At 68.0% G+C, this 19,042-nt stretch carries 20 protein-coding genes and 1 pseudogene; 6 read left to right on the plus strand and 15 right to left on the minus strand.

Going from position 1 to position 19,042, the window contains the following annotated elements:
* A partial coding sequence (locus QMK30_RS36545) for a recombinase family protein (RefSeq protein WP_283522663.1) occupies nt 1-719 on the minus strand: 719 nt, incomplete at its 3' end.
* 139 nt (nt 720-858) lie between these two features.
* Entirely contained in the window at nt 859-1,110 is a 252-nt protein-coding gene (locus tag QMK30_RS39010) for a DUF5372 family protein (protein ID WP_502963298.1), read from the minus strand.
* A 50-nt stretch (nt 1,111-1,160) separates the two neighbouring features.
* Here QMK30_RS39010 and QMK30_RS36550 point away from each other — a divergent pair.
* From QMK30_RS36550 to QMK30_RS36560, 3 genes and pseudogenes are all read left to right on the plus strand, one after another.
* Nucleotides 1,161-1,514 (plus strand): annotated as a pseudogene (locus tag QMK30_RS36550) (reverse transcriptase domain-containing protein); the annotation flags it as partial.
* A 314-nt stretch (nt 1,515-1,828) separates the two neighbouring features.
* A complete protein-coding gene (locus QMK30_RS36555; RefSeq protein WP_283522664.1) occupies nt 1,829-3,508 on the plus strand; it encodes a recombinase family protein in 1,680 nt (559 codons plus the stop codon).
* Entirely contained in the window at nt 3,453-4,490 is a 1,038-nt protein-coding gene (locus QMK30_RS36560; protein ID WP_283522665.1) for a group II intron maturase-specific domain-containing protein, read from the plus strand. Before QMK30_RS36555 ends, QMK30_RS36560 begins: the two co-directional genes overlap by 56 nt.
* Before the next feature lie 137 nt (nt 4,491-4,627).
* Here QMK30_RS36560 and QMK30_RS36565 read toward each other — a convergent pair whose 3' ends face one another.
* From QMK30_RS36565 to QMK30_RS36590, 6 genes are all read right to left on the minus strand, one after another.
* The gene (locus QMK30_RS36565) at nt 4,628-4,864 is read right to left on the minus strand and encodes a hypothetical protein (RefSeq protein WP_283522666.1); all 237 of its coding nucleotides are present in this window, start codon (nt 4,862-4,864) and stop codon (nt 4,628-4,630) included.
* Nucleotides 4,865-4,950: 86 nt separating this feature from the next.
* Complete coding sequence (locus tag QMK30_RS36570; protein WP_185298056.1) at nt 4,951-5,142, minus strand: hypothetical protein; 192 nt, start codon at nt 5,140-5,142, stop codon at nt 4,951-4,953.
* Nucleotides 5,139-6,674 carry a hypothetical protein gene (locus tag QMK30_RS36575; RefSeq protein WP_283522667.1) on the minus strand — a complete coding sequence of 512 codons (1,536 nt, stop codon included), beginning with the start codon at nt 6,672-6,674 and terminating at the stop codon, nt 5,139-5,141. The genes QMK30_RS36570 and QMK30_RS36575 overlap by 4 nt, the downstream gene beginning before the upstream one ends.
* Nucleotides 6,671-7,312 carry a WhiB family transcriptional regulator gene (locus tag QMK30_RS36580; protein WP_283522668.1) on the minus strand — a complete coding sequence of 214 codons (642 nt, stop codon included), beginning with the start codon at nt 7,310-7,312 and terminating at the stop codon, nt 6,671-6,673. Before QMK30_RS36580 ends, QMK30_RS36575 begins: the two co-directional genes overlap by 4 nt.
* Nucleotides 7,313-7,468: 156 nt before the next feature.
* Nucleotides 7,469-8,179: a zinc finger domain-containing protein gene (locus QMK30_RS36585; RefSeq protein WP_283522669.1), complete on the minus strand. Its 711-nt coding sequence runs from the start codon at nt 8,177-8,179 to the stop codon at nt 7,469-7,471.
* A 2-nt stretch (nt 8,180-8,181) separates the two neighbouring features.
* Nucleotides 8,182-9,078, minus strand: coding sequence for a helix-turn-helix domain-containing protein (locus tag QMK30_RS36590; protein ID WP_283522670.1), 897 nt, complete (start codon nt 9,076-9,078; stop codon nt 8,182-8,184).
* 1,019 nt (nt 9,079-10,097) lie between these two features.
* Between QMK30_RS36590 and QMK30_RS36595 the strand changes: the two genes are divergently transcribed.
* The 3 genes from QMK30_RS36595 to QMK30_RS36605 all read left to right on the plus strand — a co-directional run bounded on the left by QMK30_RS36595 (nt 10,098) and on the right by QMK30_RS36605 (nt 12,706).
* Nucleotides 10,098-11,633 (plus strand): helix-turn-helix transcriptional regulator, encoded by a 1,536-nt coding sequence (locus QMK30_RS36595; protein ID WP_283522671.1) that lies wholly within the window; start codon nt 10,098-10,100, stop codon nt 11,631-11,633.
* Nucleotides 11,634-11,698: 65 nt separating this feature from the next.
* Nucleotides 11,699-12,106 carry an acyl-CoA thioesterase gene (locus QMK30_RS36600; RefSeq protein WP_349362159.1) on the plus strand — a complete coding sequence of 136 codons (408 nt, stop codon included), beginning with the start codon at nt 11,699-11,701 and terminating at the stop codon, nt 12,104-12,106.
* Between the two features lie 180 nt (nt 12,107-12,286).
* Nucleotides 12,287-12,706, plus strand: a complete 420-nt coding sequence (locus QMK30_RS36605; RefSeq protein WP_283522673.1) for a hypothetical protein — start codon at nt 12,287-12,289, stop codon at nt 12,704-12,706.
* Between the two features lie 331 nt (nt 12,707-13,037).
* Here the strand turns inward: QMK30_RS36605 and QMK30_RS36610 are convergent, their stop codons facing one another.
* The 7 genes from QMK30_RS36610 to QMK30_RS36640 all read right to left on the minus strand — a co-directional run bounded on the left by QMK30_RS36610 (nt 13,038) and on the right by QMK30_RS36640 (nt 18,438).
* Nucleotides 13,038-13,712 carry a hypothetical protein gene (locus QMK30_RS36610; RefSeq protein ID WP_283522674.1) on the minus strand — a complete coding sequence of 225 codons (675 nt, stop codon included), beginning with the start codon at nt 13,710-13,712 and terminating at the stop codon, nt 13,038-13,040.
* A 135-nt stretch (nt 13,713-13,847) separates the two neighbouring features.
* Nucleotides 13,848-14,588 (minus strand): class I SAM-dependent methyltransferase, encoded by a 741-nt coding sequence (locus QMK30_RS36615; RefSeq protein WP_283522675.1) that lies wholly within the window; start codon nt 14,586-14,588, stop codon nt 13,848-13,850.
* Between the two features lie 21 nt (nt 14,589-14,609).
* Complete coding sequence (locus QMK30_RS36620; RefSeq protein ID WP_283522676.1) at nt 14,610-16,001, minus strand: hypothetical protein; 1,392 nt, start codon at nt 15,999-16,001, stop codon at nt 14,610-14,612.
* A complete protein-coding gene (locus tag QMK30_RS36625; RefSeq protein WP_283522677.1) occupies nt 16,001-16,768 on the minus strand; it encodes a hypothetical protein in 768 nt (255 codons plus the stop codon). The genes QMK30_RS36620 and QMK30_RS36625 overlap by 1 nt, the downstream gene beginning before the upstream one ends.
* A gap of 40 nt (nt 16,769-16,808) precedes the next feature.
* Nucleotides 16,809-17,399 carry a CYTH domain-containing protein gene (locus QMK30_RS36630; RefSeq protein ID WP_283522679.1) on the minus strand — a complete coding sequence of 197 codons (591 nt, stop codon included), beginning with the start codon at nt 17,397-17,399 and terminating at the stop codon, nt 16,809-16,811.
* Between the two features lie 156 nt (nt 17,400-17,555).
* Complete coding sequence (locus QMK30_RS36635; protein ID WP_185298031.1) at nt 17,556-17,855, minus strand: hypothetical protein; 300 nt, start codon at nt 17,853-17,855, stop codon at nt 17,556-17,558.
* Nucleotides 17,856-17,928: 73 nt separating this feature from the next.
* Nucleotides 17,929-18,438, minus strand: coding sequence for a nucleoside-diphosphate kinase (locus tag QMK30_RS36640; RefSeq protein WP_283522678.1), 510 nt, complete (start codon nt 18,436-18,438; stop codon nt 17,929-17,931).
* Nucleotides 18,439-19,042 lie beyond the last annotated feature (604 nt).

Here is a 19,042-nt window from a genome sequence, read left to right on the forward strand (position 1 = left end):
GTAAGCTTTCCCCACCGCAACTGCCCGTCCCAGACGCCCCCGTACGCGCGCAGCGGGAAGGTGCGGCCGACGAACGCGGCGACCGTGCCGTAGGCGGAACCGGTGCGGGCGAACTCGGCAAACACGTCGCCGACCGCAGCCCGGACCTCCTCGTCCGCGTCGAGTACAACAAGCCCGTCCTCGTCGTACTCCAGCCCGACGGGCAGCGGAACCCGCAGGTCACCACGGGCCGCGGCGGTCAGTTTGGCGCCCTGGAGGCGGCCGTTGAGCAGGTGGGTCTCGGCCTCCGACATGCTGCCCTTGAGACCGAGCAGCAACCGGTCGTTGAAGTCCGCCAGGTCGTAGACGGCGTCGCTGTCGACGACGAGGGTGTCGGTCAGGCGCGCGAGTTCCAGCAGCCGGGCGATGTCCGCCGACGATCGGGCCAGGCGCGAGACCTCCAGGCCGAACACGGCCCCGGCCTCGGCTAGGCACACCTTCGCGACAACGTCGTGGAAGCCCCCGCGTTCGGTGCCGAACCGGCCCGAGATGCCCAGGTCCTTGTCGATGACCAGGATGTTCTCCGGTGTCCAGCCCAGCTCAGCCGCCAGGTCCACCAGCGCGTACTGGCGCGTGGTCGACTCCGTGTGATCGCGGACCTGCAGCATCGTCGACTGTCGCAGGTAGATGATGGCCAGCCGGGAGCGGTGCGAGGCGGTTACCTTCCCCTCGCCGTTCACGCCGGCCACCTCCCGCCCGCAGTGACGCCTCGATCATGTTCGCGACCGTCATCACGGCATCCGCACGGTGCCAGCCCTCGATACTCATCGGGCCTCGCTCCCGGCTGCTGACGGTCGCCCACCTCGCGTTGGCATCCCATCAGGACTCTCCGCCTTCCGCCTGGTCAGCGCAACGTATGGCCAACGCATCCAGGAGTGCGCGCAGTTCAACGAGCCCCTCTTGCGAGACCCGCGCATCCTGGGCCGCCGGTCCGCGGTCGGTCCACTCGACCGGCAACGTCATACTCGCCCCGGTCCCGGTGTCGACCACGAACATCCGCTTGCCGCCCCGCTTCATCGAATACAGAACCTCGACACTGCGGCCGCCGAGAGGGTGGAAGGGGTGCGTCACCTTCAACAATCCCGAGTGCTGACTGGGAGAAGTGGCTGTATGCCGCCTCCGTCCCGGTCATCCGTGACCGGGTGCTCCAGGCTCGCGTGAAGAACGCGCTGGAGCCCGAGTGGGAGGCCAGGTTCGAGGCGAGATCCTATGGATTCCGCCCCGGACGCGGCTGCCAGGACGCGATCTGTGCCATCCGGGCCTCCACGCGGGGCCCCAAGGCGAAGCGCCGTTGGGCGCTGGACGCGGATCTGGAAGGGGCCTTCGACCGCATCAGTCACGATCACCTGATGGCCATGATCGGGCAGTTTCCCGCCAGGAATCTGCTCCGGAGCTGGCTGCGGGCCGGCGTGATGGAGAACGGCCGTTGGGCGCCGACCGAGGAGGGCACTCCTCAGGGCGGCGTCGTGACTCCTCCTACGCAATGGGCAACTTTGAGTTCGAGGTTGTCTTGAGGTTGCGTCGGCGGGTGGAGAAGCCTCATGGGGCGGGGGACGGCTGAGATGTCCCGCGCTACGTTCGAAGTACGGCTGTTCACCTGGGTGAGGCCCGGGTCGCCGAGCGGGGCCGCGTGGTTGCTGGGCGGGTACGGCGATGACTGGTCGCAGTGTCGAGTTCGAGTACGTCTTCGACCGTTTCGGTGCGGCCGAACTGGCTGCCGTCTACCGCCTCTTGGTGCCCGAGCGGCGGGGTCGCACCACGCTTCGCAACGTCCTGGAAGGGGACGGCCATGACCACTGCAGCCCTGTATGCCCGGGTCTCCTCGGCGAAGCAGAAGGAACAGGAGACGATTGCCTCCCAGCTCGCGTCGGTCCGCGCCCACGCGGAACAGCTCGGGCTCGACGTTCCCGACGAATGGATCTTCACCGACGACGGCGTCTCGGGGGCGACCTTGGTACGGCCGGGTCTGGAACGGCTGAGGGATCTGGTCGCGCGGGTGCCGGTTGACATGGTGGTGTGTCACGCGCCGGACCGGCTGGCCCGCAAGTACGCCCACCAGGCCCTGCTGGTCGAGGAGTTGACCCGCTGCGGCACCGAGGTGGTCTTCGTCAAGACCCCGCGCACGGACAGCCCGGAGGATGTGCTGCTGGTCCAGTTCCAAGGCATGATCGCCGAGTACGAGCGGGCCCAGATCGCCGAACGCACCCGCCGGGGCAAGGCTCACCGTGCCCGCTCGGGCACGGTCAACGTGCTCTCCGGCGCCCCCTACGGCTACCGCTACCGGCGTCGCACCGAGCACGCCGACGCCTGCTACAAGATCGTCGAGCACGAGGCCGTCGTGGTGGCCGAACTGTTCCGCCGCTACGTCGAAGACGACGATTCGATCGGCGATCTGACCCGGTGGCTCACCGACTCCGACACCCTCACCCGCACCGGAAAGCAACGCTGGGACCGCTCGGTGATCTGGGGCATGCTCCGCAACCCCGCCTACGCCGGCCGCGCCGCGTTCGCCAAGACCATGCGCATCGAGGCCCCGACCGCGCTGAACCGCCGGGCCCGTCTGGCCGGTCGCACCTCGCCCAAGCGGCCCACCGTCGACCGCGACCGGCCCCGCGAGCAGTGGATCGAGATCCCCGTCCCGCCCCTGGTCAGCGAGGAGACCTTCGCCTTGGCCCAGCGCCGCCTGGCGGACAACAAACGCTTCTCCTCCCGCAACACCAAGGTCCCCTCCCTGCTGCAGAGCCTGCTGGTCTGCGCGTCCTGCGGCTACGCGTACTACCGCACCTCGACTCGCACCAGCGCCAAGAAGCTCTACTACTACCGGTGCCTGGGCTCCGACGGCTGGCGTTACGAGCACGGCAAGGTGTGCTCCAACACCCCGATTCGCGCGGACTACCTCGACAAGCTCGTCTGGTGCCAGGTCACACGCCTGATCACCAAACCGGACCTGGTCCGCGACGAACTCGACCGGCGCCTGGCCCAACTGCAGGCGACCGACCCCGCCACCGCTCAACGCGCTCGCCTGGAACGCGCCGCGGCCAGGACCAGCGCCTCGATCACCCGGCTCATCGAGGCATACCAGGAACACCTGATCACCCTCGGCGAGCTCCGCTCCCGCGTCCCCGCCCTGCGCGCCCGGGAGGCCGTCCAACGTACCCAACTCGAAGCCCTCGCAGCTCAGCAGGCTGACCGAGAGACCTACCTCCAGCTCGCCGAGAACCTCGACAGCTTCCTCACCCGCCTGCGCGACAAGACCACCACCGCGGAGGTCACCGAGCGACAGCGGGTACTACGCCTCCTGGTCCGCGAAATCCGTATCGGCCGAGACACCATCACCATTCGGCACTCAGTTCCCGTCCCCAGATCCGATCCGACGTCGGGTTATCTCCTGTGTGGGAGGAGTCGTGAGCCCTTTGCTGCTGAACATCGCCCTGCATGGGATGGAAGAGGCCGCGGGATTCCGCTATGAGAACCGCAAGGGGCGGGAGACCAACACCGCGCCGGGAGTACCCGTGTTGGTGAGGTATGCCGATGACTTCGTGGTGTTGTGCCACAGCAAGCAGGAGGCATATCGGGTCAAGGAGGATTTGACGGCCTGGCTTGCGCCCAGGGGTCTGCGCTTCAACGAGGCCAAGACGCATGTGGTCCACCTCGATGAGGGGTTCGACTTCCTGGGGTTCACCGTGAAGCGACACGGGGACAAGCTGGTCATCAGGCCGAGCATGGCAGCGTGTAATAAACTCCGGAAACGGCTGAGAACGGACGCTCGCGCTCTGCGTGGCGGTCCGGCCAAGGCCGTTATTCGCACGTTCAACCCGGTAGCGAAGGGGTGGAGTGCGTACTACCGGAGTGTGGCGTCCTATCGGGCCTTCTGCTCGATGGACTACTACATGTTCACGTTGCTCTATAAGTGGGCGAAACATAGTCACTCGAATCGTTCGGGGCTGTGGATTAAGCGCCACTATTTCGGCCGGTTCAACAAGTCCAGGCGGGACAACTGGGTGTTCGGCGACAAATCCAGTGGCGCCTATCTCCAGAAGTTCGCATGGACTGCTTATGCCCGCCATGTCCCAGTGAAGGGGGCGGCGTCTCCGGACGACCCGGCCCTGAAGGGCTATTGGCGGGCGCGTCGCCGCATCAAAGCGCCGCCGCCGATGGGGAAAACGAGTCTTCTCCTGGCGGCGCGGCAGAAGGGCGTGTGTCCGCTCTGTCGTGAGGCGTTGATCGAAGGAGCCGAATACGAACCGGACAATATGCGTGAGTGGATTGCCTGGTTCTCGGCGTCGAGGAAGCTGCTCAACAAGCACCACCTCGTTTACCGGAGAGACGGCGGTACAGACGTACGAGCCAACCTCCGCCTTGTGCATGCCGATTGCCATCGTCAGCATCATGCAAACGACGGAAATCGGACCGTAAGTTCACGTCCCACGAAGCCCAAGCGGCTTGCTTGAGCCGGATGCGGTGAAAGTCGCACGTCCGGTTCTGAGGGGGCCGGGGCGCAGTGATGCGCTCCGGCTACCCGACCCCCCTGACACCGAGTTGATGTCGCGATCAGGCTCGGGGGTGGTGCCGTTCTGGGGCGGGTTCGTCATCGGGAGTCGGTCCTCGTTGAGCGGATGCGGTGCTGGATGGTGGCGGCCAGTTCGACGACGTCTGCCGGCCCCGAGAGAACGCGGACGGGGCCGTCGGGCTGGTGCTGGACGAGCCATTGGCCGGTCGGGGTGAGGATGGCGGCGTGCAGGAGCCCGCGGCGGACCAGGACGTCCGCCCAAGCGCCCGCCTCGGCGGCCGTGGGATCGGACGAGCGAATGGGGCGCGGGAACACGGCGGCCTCCTGGAATCGGGCGGTGGCCCGGCACGGAGCCGAACTACCTGTTGCGGATAGGGGCATTGAGCTGCTGCTTTGCCGGTTCAGCCGCACTCGGGGCAGCGCCCGACGTGGCTGCTGAGTGCCCGGGCCATCCGTGCCTTCGTCGAGGCGGCCTGCTTCGCGCTGGACTTCGCCGCCGGCCTGCCCGCGTGCCGTTCGGAGTGGGCGGTCATGAAGCCGATCTCCCGCTCGTACTCGGCACGGACGGTCTTGAACTGGTGGCAGGTCTTCATCGGGTGGTGCTCCTTGTCGTTGTGTCGCTGCCCTCTCGCAGCTGCTGGAGGACGAGACTCAGCCGTTCGTTCCGGCCGCCCTTGAGGCCCTCGCGCCGGAGGATCTCCCGCAGCTGGACCCGGGTGATTGCTTCGTTGCCGTCACGTGCGAGCAGAGCCGGGACGTGCGGGCGGACCTGCTGGGTGAGCTGGTCCACGGACTGCTCCGACTCGCGCGGCGGGCGTTGTGGCTGCGGGCTGCGGGACCGGCCGTTGCGCTTGCCCTTGCCCTTCGTTGTGGTCGGCTTCCGCCGGAGGGGGACCTTGTGTCCCCGGTCCCCGGTGGGCTCGGTCCCCGTTTCGGAGGCGGTCGGTCCCCGGTCCCCGGTGGGCTCGGTCCCCGTTTCGGAGTCGGTCGGTCCCCGGCGCGGACCCTGGGCCTGAGCAGGCACTTCGACCACACGGCGGCCGGTCCCCGCGCTACCGCTGGGACCCTGGTTGGGCTCCGGATTGACGGGCTCGGTCCCCGGGACACGGTCCTCGGTCCCCGCGTCGTTGTCCCCGATTCCGGGGACCGGTCCCTTCTCCTTGCCCGGTCCCCGGTCCCCGGTCATGTCGACGGCACGGTGGGGACCGTCCTTGGGGACCGGCTCGCTCTGGGCCTTCTGCGAGGGGATCGAGAAGGTCGTCATGCTGCCGTCGTGCGGGGACCAGGGAGAGGGCAGCGAGACCGTGGCGAGCGCGAGTGCGTGCCGGCGGGCGGCGAGCTGGTCGAGCAGCTGCACGCGCTGGAGCGGGTCGGTGCCGACCGAGGCCCGGCCGACTGCCTTCGACAGCCGCCGGGTGAGCCGTCGGCCGCGCCAGCTCTGTCGTTGCTCAGGCGTGCGCTCTGCGAGTCGGGCGGCCAGGGTGACCGCGCGGGCGGTTGCTCGGTCACGGGTGATCTGCGCGGCGTCGCGGTCTCGGGCGGCGATGCCGAGGCGGGACAGCAGCCGCTCTCGTGCCTCCCGCCCCAGGGTGGCGATCAGTCCGTGGGACGCGGCACCCGGGGTGTGGAGGCGCAGCTCGATGCCCATGGCGAGGTGCCACAGCATCGCCGCCATGATCGGGCCGACGAAGGCGCGGACTGTGCCGCCGACAGGGCCGCTCTCGGCGAAGGCGGGGATCACTTGTACGCCGGTGATGACCCAGACCAGGGTGCCCGGCAGGCCGGGTGCTCCCTGAGTGGCCAGGTTCTGCCGGGCCATCAGGGCGGTCGCGAAGAGTGCGAGCTCGGCCGCGGCGAACATGCCTGCACGTTCTGCGGTGCCGGCCATGTCGAGGTAGTCGGTGGCGAAGCGCCACGACGTGTCGGCGCTGTAGGCGGTGCAGCCGAGTGCGGCGAGCGCGGCGACCTTGACTGCCGGGCTGCCAAGACGTTTCTGCGGACGCGCGCCCCGGCGCCGGGCCACCCAGCCGGTCAGCACCAGGGCGAGGGCGGCGATGGACCCGCCGACCGTCAGGAGGAGAGGCAGGTTCGGTGCGGTGCCGAGGGACAGGGCGAGGTGGGTCATGCGGCCTTTCCGAGAGGGGCGTGCGCCGAGATCGAGGTCGCCGGACGGGACACCGGCTGGCTCGTACCGGGTTTGGTGGGCGCGGGGGTGCCCTTGGGTGGGGTGCCTTTCGCGCGCTTCTTTTTGGGCCTGGGTACGCCGTAGGTGCGGTCCCTGTCGAAGACCTTGAGGGCGGCCTGCCGCAGCAGGTCACGGGCGTGCTTGTGGCTGATCTGCAGGGCTCCGGCGAGCCGGTCGGTGCGCCAGCCCCGGACGTAGGCGTGGTCGATGACGATCTGGCGTTCGGCCTCGGTCAGGTGCACGTCGCGTCCGGTGAAGAACGCGCTCACGCGGGTGTAGTCGAGGCGTTGGGGCAGTCCGTCGTGCCAGGGGCGCCGCTCGGCTTCGGTGAGCCCGCCCCAGATGCCCTCCTTGAGGACGTTCTCCAGGGCGTAGTTGAGGCAGTCGCGGCGGACCGGGCACCAGCCGCACAGCTCCTTCGCCTCGGCGATGTCTTCGTGGTCCCGGGGCAGCGGGAAGAACACGGCGTCGGCGTCCTCGGGGTCCATGCCGTGGCACGTACCGCGGGTGTGCCAGCTGGTGTCGCCGATGCCGCGCAGGCCGGTGGCCGGGGCGTCGTGGGTGGTGATGTGGCGCAAGGTGGTCTCCGATGTGCTGCCGCGTCGCCGGTCGGGGGCCGGTTGCGGACGGACGCGGCGTCGGGTGCCAGCTGCGGCACAGGGCGGTGCCGCAGCCGGTACGGGACGGTGTTTTGTGGCGGTGCATCGGACGGGATGCGCCGGCGGAGAGGTCGGTCAGGCCATCGCGGGCTGCTGGCCCGGTGCGGACTCCTGGGCCTGCCGGGCGGCGGCGAGGTCGAGGCGGCCAGGGTGGGGGGTGGCACGCGGGGCGGTTCCGCGTGCTCCGCCGTCGGGGCCGATCCTTCGGCGACGGCACGGTTCGCCGGCCTGCGCCTGGCACCAGTCGCACCGCACTGCGAGGGCGTCGGGTTGGCCCTGGGCGATGGCTGCCTCCCGTGCCGCGCGGGCGGGCCGGTAGGGCGCGAGCGCTGCTCGGGCTGCGGGCGGTATGCAGGACCCGATCTCTTGCAGCCGCGCTTTCAGGTCCGGATCGAGCTGGCCCATGGTGATCGCCCGGGCCTGTGCGGGCTGGGTGGTGCCGGTGGCTACCGCGCGGCGGGCGCCGACCAGCTCGGCGGTCCAGGCGGCCTGGTCGTCCGGGTCGACGGACGGTGTGGGGTCGGTGTGCCGGCCCAGGCGGTCGCGGCGGTAGCTCTCCCACGGGCGGGCGATGTCCGCGGGCAGGATCGGGTACGGCGAGAGGCTGATGTGCTTGCGGGCGGCGACGCTGGCGTCCCAGCCGTGCGGGGTGGCCTTCGGCACGTCGCCGAGCAGCTCGTGCCACTGGGCTAGCTGGTCGCCGGCCTCGCCCTGGTCGGTGCGGATGGTGCGGGGGTCGAGTCGGCCGATGTAGGCCAGCAGGGCGGCGATTTCGCGGCGGTCCATGGTCAGCCCTCCGTTCCGGTCGGCTCGTCGAGGGCGGCGAGGAGGGCTGCGGTGTGGGCCTGTGCCCTGGTCATGCCGCCCGGTGCAGCCGGGCCCTTGCCGGGCAGGGCGTAGAGATTCGGGCGGCCCGGAGCGTGCTCTCGGGCGATCCAGGAGCGCCAGTCGGCAGCCCAGGCCCCCGCACCTCGCGGCTTGAAGTCGGCGCGGTGAGCGCGCCACTTCGCGTCGGCTTCCTGCAGGCCCTCCTCGCCGAGGCGGTCGAGGTGCCCTTGCTGGCGGGTCCAGGCGTGGGTGTCTGGGTCGACCTGCCATTCGGCTGCCGAGGTGCGCGAGGTGCCACCACTGCTGTACCTACGGTTCACCTTCGGTTCACTACGGTTCTGGGGTGTGGAATCCGTACCGTTGAGGGTGCGGATTCCTGACCGTCGGGGGTGCTGATTCCGTCGCGAGGGTGCGGAATTCGCACCGGTTGGATTCCGTCGGGAGGGTGCGGAATCAGTCCCCTTCGTGGGCCAGATCCCGTGCCGCTGGAGCCTCTCCGGCTGCAGCTCGGGCACCGGATCCGCGTCGGACGGCTCGACCTCCGCGTCCGGGTCTTCCTCCCTGGCCTTGTCGACCTTGGCCTGGTAGGCAGCGGCGCGGGGCAGACGGTAGACCGTCGTGCGAAGCGGGCCCTGGTAGCCGTCGATCAGCTCCAGCTCGTCGCCGTCGGCGAGGGCCCGGAGAGCCGTGCGTACGGCGGTCAGCGATGCGTTCGTTCGCTCGACCAGGCTCGTCATCGAGGCCCAGGCGACGCACTGCTTGTCGGGCACCCGGTCGGCGATCGACAGCAGGACCAGTCGCGCGGTGCCCCGGCTGGAGCTGTACTTCCACACCCACTCGCGGGTCTCGATGCTCATCGGCCACTCCCGCTCGCGAGGCGGGGCCGACGGCTCAGTGCGGCGCAGGCCATGTGGATGGGCCTTTTGCGCAGGGCAGGAGGCATGCAAGAATCCCCTTTGCAGTGTTGCCACGCTGAGACGTCCCGTGGAAGGGATCAGCGTGGTGATGGTGGGCAATCGCCGCCCTTGCCGGGGCGGTTATGCCGTTTGGTGTTCGGCGTCCGGGAGTTCACAGCTCTCGGGCGCCGCCGCTGTTTTCGGACCCATGTGGTCCGGTCCGTATGTGCTCGCTCCTCGCATTCGCAGTGCCGGGCAGGTTGCCCGGGGGACGACGAACATACGCAGAGACCCGTGTCAAGATCCAGAGTTGGTTCTTAATCTCTGTACTAGTCGCAGAGAGTGAGGCCGTAGGGCGTCTTGGTAGCCCCTCGAGGGTGCCGGCCTGGTCCGCCAATGAGCGCCTACCGCGTTTCCCCGAGGCGCTCCACGAGCCCCAGGGGCGTAGTCGCTCGACGGGGGCGGGGCAGCAGGCTGCTCGCTCCGGGTCTCGGAGCTGAGCTTCACAGTGCCCCCCCACACGGCTTGCGCCACAACGATTTGTTGAACCTCCTGGCCAGAGCGATTTAAGCCAACCTTCACCATGACAGTCAACGGTGATCTTTTGTCCACTTTAGATGGATACGTCGCCGAGGTGACACGTACCCAGTCAAGGACCTACGGTCCCGTAAGTCGCTTACGAAATAGGGGGAATGGCATTCCCTGAGGGGAACTGAAAAGGCGTTAGATAGGTGGTCTAGACCGGAGAACTCGCCCGGTGACGAAAACCGGCAACCTTTTGCCGGTTTCTCCAGCCCGGTCGCTTATCGATCATGGTGATCGTCCGCTTCGGGCACGAACGTGACGTGATGTCGGATGTAGGTGGTTCGATTTTTAACATCATGTAAGGGGTGCCCTTTGTGTGCCATGCCACATGTGCTTACGGGTGCGCAAAAGTTGCGTAGGGTTCTTCCGGGGAATAGTCGGGTGCGGGGGGTTCGGTGCATGCGCCGAACCCTTTTGCGTGCCCGGATTTTGGGATTCCCCTGCACAGATGTAAAGGCAGGTTTCTTGTGGGCACAAAGCGTCTTGGCAGCGACGAGGCTGCGAACGAGCAGGCGTTGGGGCAGAGCACTACCCCTGCGGGTGAGAGCGGCTCGGAGAACGGCGGCGGACAGCCGGCGGCCGGCCGGTTCATGGGATTCGGAGCGATGCTGCGCGGGTGGCGCAAGACCGCGCGCATGAGCCAGAAGAGCGTGTTCAGGGTTCTGGATGTGAGCGAGCGGACGTACCGCAACATCGAGCAGGGTGCGATCCCGCCACGATGGAGCCGGGAGCAGTGCGAGGCCCTTGCGAATCTGCTCGGCCTTGACCGCGACGCGCGTCACGCGCTCGCCCTGCACAACATCGGTCCGCACCAGATCCTGTCGAACGGCACCGGCCAGCCGGAGCTTCAGCTGGCGCTGCGCCTGCTCCTAGACCGGCAGATGCCCAGTCCCGCGTACCTGTGCGACAAGCACTGGAACATCCTCGCGTACAACACGGCGATGGCCGAATGGTGGACCTGGGTCATGGAGCCGGGTGCAAACCTCATCCTGTGGGCGCTGACGGATCCGGAGGCTCGCGCCCAGTACCAGGACTGGGACAAGCACGCTTCGGCCTACGTGAAGATGCTCAAGTTCGCCGAGGCCACGAAACCGGATGACGTCTCGCCGCGCGAGCTGGCCGCCTTGCGTGAGCTGATCGACAAGGTCAAGCGGGACCCCGACGCCCGGCGCGTCTGGGAGACCGAGCACGAAATGGGCGAGACGCGCGACGGCCACGTTTTCCGTATGAACGTGCCGGCCTTGGGGTGGGAGACCGTTGAGGTCGTCAGCCACGTCCTCTTCCCCGCGTCGATGCCCGACTGTCGCTTCGTCGTGATCACCTGGGTCCAGGACGGAGACGAGGAGCGCGACGCGCTTGGGGGCCCGCGCAATGCTTGGGCCACAGCGAATGCGGACGATATCGACGTGGCCGCCGCGCAGCGACACGCACAGAACCGTGCGGCCGAGGATGCCGCCACCCGCTGGCGGCGCGAAGCAGCGTCCCTCGCCTCCCGGGCAATCGTGGCCACCGCCGGGGAAGCGGCTGCCCATGCCGGGAAGGGCGGCATGCCGCTGCCGGCCATCAGCAAGGTTCTGGGACCAGACGCCCAGCTGACGCTCGCCCCCGACAAGCGCACCGTGGTGTGGGCTGTGGAGGAGGCGGTCGGGTGCTGGTCCGTCACGCACGTCTCACCCGCCACGGTGATCGCCCGCATGCCAAGGAGCGCTCTGAAGGGCACGTGCCTCGCCGAGATGCACCAGCTTGTCCGCACCGCGCTGCCAGCCGACACCACCGCGGCAACCGTCCGCATCGGCCAGCTTCTCGACGAGCGCGACACCGAGCAGAGCGTGCTCCGCGAGGTCCTGCACGCGATTCAGGCGAGCGATACCGATGTACCCGATGCCCGGGAGGCCAGCCGGGTCCCTAGGTCACCGACCCCGCCGCCGTAGCCGAACCGCTCACTCAGCAGGTGCGATCGCCATCGCACCCAGCCCTTCGCACAGAAAGATCTCCCATGCCCAAATACACCTATCCGCTCCCGCTGCGCTGGGCCGATGCAGACAGCTACGGGCACGTCAACAACTCCCGATACCTGACCTACCTCGAAGAGGCACGCACGAGGATGGTCCAGGAGATGCTGCCGGCGGACGAGGCCGAGCGCCGACGGCACGCCTTCGTGGTCCAGCAGTCCGTCGTCGACTACAAGGCGCCGCTGGACTACCGCAACGAGCCTGTCAGCGTGGACGTCTGGGTCGTCGCCTGCCGAGGTGCGCGACTCGAACTGGGTTACACCATCCGGGACGCGGAGAACACATACGCCGAGGCAACGACGAAGATGGCCGCCTACAACCTGGAGACGGGGGCGCCGCGACGCATCTCGGAAGCCGAGACAGAGTTCTTCGCGCGCTACAAGTTGGCCTGATCCGACGCGGGCGGAGAGCGATGGCCGGTGAGGGCGGCGCTGTTGTCGTCGGGACCGATCCCGGCTACGTACGCCGCACGAATGTGGTGACGCAGCTCGCACTCGCTCGCCCGGCACTTCAAGTCCACACCACGCTGGCGGACACGACCGAAGCAAGCCGCGCAACCATAGGGCCTCACGATGATCGTGGTCTGGGCCCTGCTCGGGCTAATCGTCGCCATCTTCATCGCGGCCGTCCTACGCGGAGCCGTACGGGCGGCCCGGGTCTCGATCAGGCAGGACCTGGTGTCGCTGGGCGGCATGCAGGAACTCGCTGGCGCGTTGGCGCAGATGACGACCACTGCCTATGCCTTCGCGGCGCCTCTCCTTAAGGAGCGGGAGTCCTGGATCGGCTGGCTATGGTGGCGTACCCGGATGGGACCGGACGGGAAAGCCGAGCGGGAAATGGGCTGGGCCCTCACGTACCGTCGGGCGCGGAAAGCCGCTGGGGCGCCTCTCGACTGGCGGCTGTCCAGTGGCAGCGAGGTCGTGGTCGTCCCCAGGGACGCCCGGCTGCCAGCCGTGGAGGACCTGAACGGAGCCCGCCCACAGGAGCGTTGAATCCAGATTGCGCGGAGCGCACCCAGCGAGATGAGTGCAGCGAATCGGGCAAGGTGCTGGATCTTGTCACCGCCGCGCCCGCGATCTCACCGCTCGCGTTACCTGGTGGGCAGGCTCGGGCGGCCCGCACGATGAGGTCCGGCGGTGGGAGGCGCGCGGCGACGTCGCCGTCAGGCAGGTTCGCTCACGCGCGGCGGAACGAGCGGCGATCCTCAGCTGCCGCCGCCGAGCGGGACCGTCGCCACGTGGCCCCAGGTGATCGTCCTGGCCTGAGCGTCCGAGGTGACGTCCACGAGGTGAACGGCGTCCACCCGCTGTTCGATGGTGGCCATCAGTCCTCCGCTCCGTATCGGCAGTCGTCCACGTCGGGCTGCGGCAGGGCGTCGACGCGCTTGATGAGGCCGGGCAGGGCTTCGCCGAGGGTGACGGTGCCGAGGTTGAGGAGGAAGACGCCGTCGCGGTAGTGCTTGAAGCCCAGTTGCTGCCAGGTCTTCTGCAGCGAGGCGACTGCGGTTTCCCGGTCTTCGTCCGGGCCGTCGAGCGGGGCCGGGTAGCAGGCCGCCCCACGGCAGCCGGCGCTGAGCCTGTTGATGGCCCGCCCAACGAGGGCAGCGCCGACCCCGAACCCACGCCACTTCCTGACGAGCTTGGCGCTGTTGAGGATGAGCATGCCGGGGTAGATCGGCTCGGTGAAGTCGTCCAGGTCATCGTGGAACTGCCCGGAGCTGACGTCCAGGATCGTCTCGGCGATGAGGCCGACATCCCCGTCGTGACCGTCGAGCACCCCGAAGAGGTCCCGGGTCTCGAATGGATCGGCGCGGAAGAACTCGAAGGCGCCGATGTGCTCGACGATTTCGTCGCGCTCGTGGTCGAACAGGTCCGCCGAGACGTTCCAGATGACGGGCTCGTCCTCGCCGCTTTCGAACCAGCACTCCTGCTGGGTATAGGTCAGCTGGATCGCACTGGCGGGACCAGGGAGAACGCGGGGGCCGTCGGTCTTGGTCATGTCACAGGTCTCCTCGGTCGCCATGGTGCTCGAGATGAACGGTAGCCCGGCAAACGCCGCACAGATGTAGCTCCCCTTAGGCCGGGCACGTCGCTTCCGGCCGAACCCGCTCCCTCGGGGGCGCTCGTGCTGGGGCTATTTCTTGGCGACCACGTACACGCTGCCCCACTGTCGCTTCGGATTGGCCATCGTGGCGTCGAAGTCCCACGGTTCCACAGTCCGGAACCCGGCCTCGGTGAAGAGATGTATCAGTCTCTCCTCGTCGTAAGCCCACAGGTGGGGGGTGTAGTTGGGGGTGTCGTCCTGGTCGCGGAAGGTGTAGTTGATCAGATCGAGGAAGGTGTTGATGTCGCCGAGGCAGTCCCGCTTCGAGTACCACCGTTCCACCATCTCGGCGGCCAGCTCGGGGTTGGCGGGGTAGTGCCTCAGGAGGAACGCGGCGTCGGGAACGCCCGTGACCAGCTGCCCGCCGTCCGTGAGTACACGGTGCGCTTCGCGGGCGTAGTGCTTGACGGAGCGGGGATAGTCGATGTGCTCCAGGAAGTGCTCGGAGAACATGAGCTGCACGCTGGCATCGTGCAGGGGGATCCCTTCCCGGATGTCCCACAGGAGGTCGGCGGGCGGGACGGCGTCGATGTTGAAGAAGCCGTCGATCCGGTGGGCGCCACCGCCGATCTGCACCCTCTCGGGCGTCGTAGCGATGCGGCTGTTCGGCCAGGCCCGGCTGCTGGCCTGGTGGTAGCGGCTGGTCTCGATCTCCTTGGCTGTGGCCCGCAGGGTCCGGGCGAGCCCGTGGCCGGTCGCGGGGTCCCGCAGAAGGGCAGCGATCGGTTCGCGGAGGAGGTCGAGCGAGGGCGCAGCGGGGTGCACGGACATGTCGTCTCCTGACGGGGCGGATCAGTTCGGTGAGGGTTCGGGGACTGCCCATTTGTTGTTGCGCATCAGCGTGTACTTGATGTCCACGAGCCGGGGCGCGATGGTCAGGTCCAGCTTCTCGACGGGGTGCACGCGGCCGGCCTCGTCCCGGACTGCCCGATAGATGCTGTACTCCAGGTCGGGGTATGCCGGGTTGATGCCGACCTCCCCCTTGGGCATCGTGCCGTTGAAGGGCGCGATGATGTCCATGTGGTTCCAGTAGTTCCACGCCTGGAGCGCCTTGTGCTGGTCGAAGTAGAAATAGAAGTCGGGGTATCGACCGAAGGTCCGCAGCTCCCGGTGGATGAGGTGGCCGAGCAGCGGCCCCATCTGGGTGGCGAGGCTGTCGAACTCCCAACGGGTATGGCGCCAGCCTTCCGGTATCTGGCCGGGGGTGAAGAGGCGCGCGGCGACGAGGTAACTGATCCGGTCGCGGAGGTAGGCGCGGGCGTGCACGGGATCCACGGTGGTGTCAACGCTGGCCAGGAGAACGTCGAACTTGCCAGGGGCAGGGCGGAACTTCGCGAGGTCGAACCTGCCGGCCATATCGGGGAACGTGGCGAACAGCATCTCTTTGTAGAGCCAGTTGTTGAACTCGCCGCGCTCGGCGAGCTGCTGGGTGTGGTCACTGGTGGAGTGGAGCATCAGGTACTCGGCCAGGGCCTCGAAGTACAGGTATCCGAGGATCGGCAGGCGCGGGATCGTCTCGTCCAGCAGTTCAAGGAAGGACGGGGCGGCGACGTCCGCGCCTTCGTAGACGATGGCTGCCGCGAGGGCGAGGAAGGCGGTGCTGTTCTTGATGCGGCTGACAATCGTCTCGCGCAGTGCGGACCGCTCGGCGTTGGACAGTAGATATTCGAGGTCGCTGTAGATGCTGAGGTGGATCGCGCCCAGGCGCAGGTAGTCCACGCCCGCCAGGCCGCGGTACGCACGACGGGGCCGGGTGATCTCGAAGATCAGCGGGGTCGGCGTGCGGCCTTCGCCGCCCTTGGCCACGAACGCCGGGGCTTCCTTGTTCAGGACGTACTCGGCGAGGTTGTGCATCCGGAACCCGCTGCCGTGCACAGTCAGCGGTGCGCAGTAAATGCTGCCGACCAGGCACCCGCCCGACGGGTACAGGAAGCCGTTCTGGCTGATCTCTTCCAGGGCGTGGGTGACGTGCAGCAGGTGCATCGGCCCGACCCCGTTGAGAGTGTCGAAGAGGGCGTTTGTCCGCAGGAGCGCGCCGTGGGGGGTCTCGTTCGCCAGCCGGTGCTCCCACCGGGCGGACTGCTCGGCGAGGGGCCCCGCCTGGTCGCGGGTGTCGGGTAACAGCGGGGTGTCGTAGAAGGCGTGGGCATCGGCCCACAGGTGATACGCGTCGCGGGTGTCCATCAGGTGATTAACCCCCGCTGCTCCAGAGCTTTGAGCACGGAGTCCGCGCTGTCGATGCCCGCGAGGTGAGCGGCTTCGGAGGCCACCACGAGTTCGAACGCTGTGGGACGCAAGGAAGCGAACTCGGCGGCCCGTACGCGGGCGGGGTCCGGCCACCAGGAGAGTTTCGGGAGGCGGTAGCGGTCCAGGGCGTCGGCGGCCTTGAGCAGGTCGGTGATGTGCCGGGCTCGGGCGTAGTCGGTGAGGTCGTCCGGGGCGAAGACGTCGTAGGGCACGTCGTGCAGCCGGACGGCCGTCGCCACCGAGACGATGCGCTGCGGGGTGGGCGCCATGTGGAAGTGCGCCCAGACCGTGTCGGCGTTGTTCGTCAGCCAGATCGCGGCGCGTGCCCCATGCCCGCGGTCGTCCTTGTCGTGGACGCGGCGGCAGTCGTGGACTGCTGCGGCCATCACGAGCGTCGCCGTGTCGTCCTCGGTCAGATCGTCGGCATCTGCGAGAAGCGCGGCCAGGGTGGCGGTGCGCATGGCGTGGCGAACGCCGTGCAGCGAGTCGGCAAGCTGGGAGTTCGCCATCCAGGCGGTGGGGATGGCCGAGCGGTAGACCAGCCGCTGGGAGGTGGCCCGAAGCGCCGGAGTCACCGCGTGAGGAAAGTCAGGCCGGTTGGCCTCGATCCATCGCACGGTGGCATGGTCGGTGAACTGGTGGTGCGGAAGCTGCTTGCGTGCAGCCAGCTCGACCAAGCTGTCGGCCGGCGGGGTGGTACTCATCGGGCCTACCCCCTCGGTGGGTCGGAACGGCGGATGCCGATTAGGTCTGCGGCTCGATCTCCTCAAACGACAGTTGATCCTTGCGGGCCTGCTCGGCAGACTCGAACGCCGAGGTGAAGTCGGCCAGCTCCTGCTCGGTCATCAGCGTCACGCCCAGGTCCTGGGCTGCGGTGGTGATGCGGGCTACGGCCTCTTCGCGTGCCGTGTCGCTGGCCTCGTCGTCCAGCAGCACTTCGAACTCGGTGTGGTGGCCCCACGCCTCGCTCCACTTCACGGCGATCTCTACGCCTCGGAAGCGGTAGTTGTGCCGCTGATTGTCCGCCTGGTGCATGTGTGGCTCGAAGCCGAGGGCGTTGAAGACGGCCACAGCCGCGGGGACGTCCTCGCGGGCGATGGGGAACTCTGTCTCCGGGAAGGCCGCGCCCTGGCCGATCTTGCTGTGCTTGAGGGTGATCTTGGCCGTCCCGGCGGTGGTGTTGTCGGTGACCTTGAGCAGCCTGTCGGGCAGAACATAGAAGTAGATGTGCTTGTCGTCGCGGCCCAGGTCAGTGGCTTCGCCCTCCAGGCGGGCGGTGAGCCGGTCGTGGGTCTCTTTGTCGTACCGGGCGCGCATCTCGATCTCGATGGGCAACGGCTTGGTCCCTTCTTCGGGCATGGGTGGTCCGTCCGAACCCGCTCAGGCGGGGGCCTGGCTGGTCCGGTTGGTGGGCGGTATGCAGCTGTGGCCAGCGGCGGTGCGGTCAGCGTGCGGACGTGATCCGCACCGCCGTATCAGGGCGCGTGGGCGTCAGCCGAGGTCGCCGAAGCGGCTGCGTACGACGCCTTCGTGCAGGTAGTTCGGCAGGTCAACGCCTCCGACGGAGGTGCGCTGCGTGGCGACCTGCTCCTCGGTCTCGGCGGGAAAGCCTTCAAGGAGCTGGAGGGTCTGCTTCACCCACTCGCGGGACTTCTCCCAGTCGTCGGCGTCGCGGTGCCGGACGGCCAACGCGTAGGCCGTCTCCGCCGCGGCCCATCGGTCGGTCGCCAGCTCTTGCTGGAAAACCGACTCCAGTTCCTGGACTGACGCGACGCGTGTCTGGTTGGTCATGGTGCCCTTTCGGTTAACGGTGTACCCCAGTGGTGCTCAACGCTTCGGCGCCCCCGTGGTGACGTCGTCAGCCTCAGCTGGCGAAGATCTCGGCGAGCGTGCGGTAGTCGTGCAGCTCGTCCTTGTCGAACCACAGCTCCACCTCCTGCTTGGCCTCCTCCTTGTTGCCGCTGGCGTGCACGAGGTTCGCCACGGCCTTGCCGGAGGCCACACTGGCGGCCTTGCCGTAGTGCGAGAAGTCGCCCCGGATCGTCCCGGCCGGAGCCTCGTTCGGGTACGTGCTGCCCACGAGCTTGCGCACCGTGGCGATGGCGTCGAAGCCTTCGAGTACCAGGGCGATGACCGGCCCCTGCTGCATGAACGCGGAGGTGACGTCGTAGACCTCCTTGCCCAGGCGCTCTTCGAGGTCGAAGTAGTGGCGCCGGGTGAACTCGGCGTCCATCTGCTTCATCTTCACCCCAACGATCTTCAGTGCCGCTTCCTCGAAGCGGGTGATGACCTTCCCGCCGAAGCCGCGAACGAGCGCGTCGGGCTTGAGCAGCACAAGCGTGCGCTCCACTGTCTGGTCCTGATCCTGGGACATGGTTCCCTTTCATCTGCCACGCGGGTGATATGACGGTCGCTCAGCGCGCCAGTGACTGAGGTTACCCGCGCTGGATCGGCCCATAGGGCCTGGCAGTTGGGCTACAGATGACGCTGTTGGCTCACCCTCCTGATACGGACATTCGATAGCCGAAAACTGATGTCCTTTGAGCGCCGGACGGGCGTCTTCGGAGAAATCGGATAGGTGTGCTGCCAGTTGCAGGCGGTGACTTCCAGCGTCCTCCCGTCGTTCGGCTACTCATGCCAGACCGTGCCCGACGCGGAGTCGGCACGGACCGACCGGGCCCCCGGGGCGGCCAGGGCGTGACGCGAACCCTGGGCGGCGACTTTCGGCCCTTCCTGGTGGGACTGCGATCCGCCAACTCGCGTATCCCCCAGGGGTCTGAACTAGCATGCTTGGGCGACCGCATCGCTCGTACGTATGTGCGAGAGGATGGGGTCGGTCTGGGGCGGCACGCCTTAGGGCTCGCAGAGATTCAACATGCGTGTTTGATGTTGTCCGGGGGTTCGGTGCCGTAGGCATCGAGGTAGGCGGCCACGTCTGCGGGGGTGGTGAATCGTGCTGTGGAGCGAGGGACGGTGCA

Source organism: Streptomyces sp. H27-C3, from assembly GCF_030063415.1.
Lineage (GTDB): Bacteria > Actinomycetota > Actinomycetes > Streptomycetales > Streptomycetaceae > Streptomyces.

Excerpts from the sequence above, each read along its gene's own strand:
- QMK30_RS36570 (WP_185298056.1), bottom strand. The coding sequence starts at position 5,142 with ATGAAGACCTGCCACCAGTTCAAGACCGTCCGTGCCGAGTACGAGCGG.
- QMK30_RS36610 (WP_283522674.1), bottom strand. The coding sequence starts at position 13,712 with ATGACCAAGACCGACGGCCCCCGCGTTCTCCCTGGTCCCGCCAGTGCG.
- QMK30_RS36575 (WP_283522667.1), bottom strand. The coding sequence starts at position 6,674 with ATGACCCACCTCGCCCTGTCCCTCGGCACCGCACCGAACCTGCCTCTC.
- QMK30_RS36590 (WP_283522670.1), bottom strand. The coding sequence starts at position 9,078 with ATGAGCATCGAGACCCGCGAGTGGGTGTGGAAGTACAGCTCCAGCCGG.
- QMK30_RS36615 (WP_283522675.1), bottom strand. The coding sequence starts at position 14,588 with ATGTCCGTGCACCCCGCTGCGCCCTCGCTCGACCTCCTCCGCGAACCG.
- QMK30_RS36635 (WP_185298031.1), bottom strand. The coding sequence starts at position 17,855 with ATGACCAACCAGACACGCGTCGCGTCAGTCCAGGAACTGGAGTCGGTT.
- QMK30_RS36625 (WP_283522677.1), bottom strand. The coding sequence starts at position 16,768 with ATGAGTACCACCCCGCCGGCCGACAGCTTGGTCGAGCTGGCTGCACGC.
- QMK30_RS36620 (WP_283522676.1), bottom strand. The coding sequence starts at position 16,001 with ATGGACACCCGCGACGCGTATCACCTGTGGGCCGATGCCCACGCCTTC.
- QMK30_RS36555 (WP_283522664.1), top strand. The coding sequence starts at position 1,829 with ATGACCACTGCAGCCCTGTATGCCCGGGTCTCCTCGGCGAAGCAGAAG.
- QMK30_RS36640 (WP_283522678.1), bottom strand. The coding sequence starts at position 18,438 with ATGTCCCAGGATCAGGACCAGACAGTGGAGCGCACGCTTGTGCTGCTC.
- QMK30_RS36605 (WP_283522673.1), top strand. The coding sequence starts at position 12,287 with ATGATCGTGGTCTGGGCCCTGCTCGGGCTAATCGTCGCCATCTTCATC.
- QMK30_RS36600 (WP_349362159.1), top strand. The coding sequence starts at position 11,699 with ATGCCCAAATACACCTATCCGCTCCCGCTGCGCTGGGCCGATGCAGAC.
- QMK30_RS36585 (WP_283522669.1), bottom strand. The coding sequence starts at position 8,179 with ATGGACCGCCGCGAAATCGCCGCCCTGCTGGCCTACATCGGCCGACTC.